This window comes from Streptomyces graminilatus (assembly GCF_001418565.1).
Classification (GTDB): Bacteria; Actinomycetota; Actinomycetes; order Streptomycetales; family Streptomycetaceae; genus Streptomyces; species Streptomyces graminilatus.
In genome coordinates this window covers 1-2,675 of record NZ_LIQQ01000687.1, presented here as the reverse complement: position 1 = coordinate 2,675, position 2,675 = coordinate 1, and the positions used below count along the sequence as shown (strand labels likewise).

The 2,675-nt window shown below is 70.2% G+C and carries 1 protein-coding gene and 1 pseudogene; both read left to right on the top strand.

Features of this window, described 5'->3' with window-relative positions:
- Positions 1-42 precede the first annotated feature (42 nt).
- Entirely contained in the window at positions 43-1,596 is a 1,554-nt protein-coding gene (locus AOK08_RS39920) for an alpha/beta hydrolase (RefSeq protein ID WP_055535208.1), read from the top strand.
- Positions 1,597-2,262: 666 nt separating this feature from the next.
- Positions 2,263-2,485 (top strand): annotated as a pseudogene (locus tag AOK08_RS48175) (site-specific integrase); the annotation flags it as partial.
- Positions 2,486-2,675: the final 190 nt, after the last annotated feature.

Genomic DNA, 2,675 nt, shown 5'->3' with positions numbered 1-2,675 from the left:
GCAGACCGGCGGGCGTCCAGGGGTGGGAGCGCGGGGATTTCGATGAGTGACTTACAGCCGATACGTGGCCGCAGCGCGGGTCTTTCGGTCGGTGTGCGGATTATTGCCGTGGTCGTTCTCGCCGTGATCGGGGCCGTCGTCGCCTGGCTCCAGCACCCTGCTCCGGGCCGGAGTGCGGAGCCGCGTACGGAGTTCACCGCGAACAACCCGCCCGCCGGTCTGCCCGCCGCGGTCACCACCGGCCAGCACCTCCGCTGGTCCCGCTGCACCTCGCCGCCCACCGCCCGCACGGGCTACGACTGCGCCGTCATGAAGGCCCCCCTCGACTACCGGAAACCGGATGGCAGGACGATCGACGTCGCCCTGATCCGCCGTAAGGCCACCGGCCCGAACGCCCGGCGCATCGGCTCGCTCGTCCTCAACTTCGGCGGCCCCGGCGTATCCGGCGTGAGCGGATTGCCCGAACGCCTCAACCAGTACAAGCCGCTCCTCGACCGCTACGACCTGGTCTCCTTCGACCCGCGGGGCGTTGGCGCGACCATCCCCGTGCGCTGCGGCAAGACCGCGGACGACACCGGCTACGACGGGGCCGACGCCTGCGCCGGGCACTCGGGGGCGTTCCTCCCGTACATCGGCACCTCGCACACCGCGCGCGACCTCGACCTGATGCGCTATCTCCTCGGCGACGAGCGGCTGCACTACTTCGGCGTCTCGTACGGAACGGCGCTCGGCGCGGTCTACGCCCATCTGTACCCGTCGCACGTCGGACGGCTCGTCCTCGAAGCGTCCGTCGATCCGACCGAGGACCTCAACGAGGAGCAGGTGTCGCAGGTCAAGGCGGTCCAGGCGGCTTTCGACCGGTTCGCCGCGCACTGCGCGGCCCGTATCCGCCACTGCCCGACCGGCGATGGGCCCGAGGAGGCCGCGCGACGCATGGCGCGCCTGGCCGACCGCCTGGAGAAGACTCCCGCCCCGGCCGGTGACGGAAGAACCCTCGACGCCTACGGCCTCGCGCGCACCGTCAGCGACCATCTCGACCTCGGCACAGACGGCTGGCCGCCGCTCGCCAAGGCCCTCACCGCGCTGATCGACCACAACGACGGCGGTCCGCTGAGCAAGGGCGCGGACGACCTCGGCTCCGCCGACCGCGCGCCGGCCCCGAGCGACAACACCCGCTCCGCCCTGACCGCGATCACCTGCGCGGACTCCAGCCTGCGCCCCGGCGTCGAACGCCTCGCCAGGGACGAGGCCCGAGTCAAAGCCGCCTCACCGGTCTTCGGCGCGGCCTGGTCCACCGGCGTCTACCTCTGTTACAACTGGCCGTTCGACGGCGAACGCGCCACGCTCCAGGTGAACGCCGACGGCGCGGCCCCCGTCCTGGTGGTCGGCGGCACCGGCGATCCGATCACCCCGTATCCCGGCGCCCGCCACATGGCCCGCGCCCTGGGCGACGGTGTCGGCGTGCTCCTGACGGCCGAGGAGGAGGGCCACGGCACATACCCGCAGAACCGCTGCGTCACGGAGGCGGTCGACACCTACCTCCGCACGGGCCGCACCCCGGCCCCGGGGAAGGTGTGCCGGGGCAGCATGTCCTGAGGCCCGCACGGATCCGCCGGCCGGCCGTCAGCACACCGGTGCGTTCGCAGGGGCCCTGGGAGTGCACCACCCCACCGCCCGATCCGGGACCGCCTTTCGGTGGATGCCGGTGCGGTGGTCGGGGCAGAACGGCCGAACGATAGGCAGGCGGCCTGCGAGGAAGCTCCGGACGGCCTCGGCCACAACGACGTGAATCCCCGGCGCACGATCCACTACAGCTCCCGCAGCTCCCGCAGCTCCTGCAGCTACTGCCGCTCCTGGTCGGTCAGTCTCCTCGCCCGCACAGGCGATTGCTGAGCTGACCTGCGGCGGAGTGGCGTTTGAGCTCCCGCCGCCCCGTGACCAGTCCCCGCTGTTCCCTGTGGTTCCCCGTTGGATCTGGCACGCGAATGGCACGCTTCCGGTCTTTTCGCTGCGAACGTTTTTTGTGCGAGTCGGGCCCCGGAGTGTCTGAGCCTCAATCGACGATAGTCAGCCACGATGGCGAGTCAGTTGACCGTACAGACGCGCGTGTGCCTCGCTGGCCCGAGCCACGCTGTCGGCCGTCGACCAGAGCAAGGCGCATGGCAGAAGCGTATGGGCGCCACCCACGACGGCCACCGCACCGAGTACGACGTGAACGCCCGAACCGGCGAGATAAGCGGTCCCCACCACCTCGACTCTGCTGGTGGAGCGCTGAGCCCGAACACCGACTTCCACATCTGGAAGCGGCTGCTTCGTGATGCGGGTGTCCGGAGCGGCCGTCTCCGTGACGCTCGCCACACCGCCGCGACCGTCCTTCTGATCCTCGGCGTACCTGACGTCGTGATCGACTCGATCATGGGTTGGGAGCCCGGGGGAGCGGCTCGGATGCGCGCCCGGTACATGCACGTGACGGGGACCATGCTCCGCAAGGTCGCGCAGCAAGTCGGCGACGCTCTCTGGAGCTCCCGAAGACGAACTGAGACGGAAACTGAGACGGACAACGAAGAAGGGCCCCACCGCGAACGGTGGGGCCCTTCGACATCGTGCCCGGTGAGGCACTGGCGGAGGATACGAGATTCGAACTCGTGAGGGGTTGCCCCCAACACGCTTTCCAA

Excerpts from the sequence above, each read along its gene's own strand:
- AOK08_RS39920 (WP_055535208.1), top strand. The coding sequence starts at position 43 with ATGAGTGACTTACAGCCGATACGTGGCCGCAGCGCGGGTCTTTCGGTC.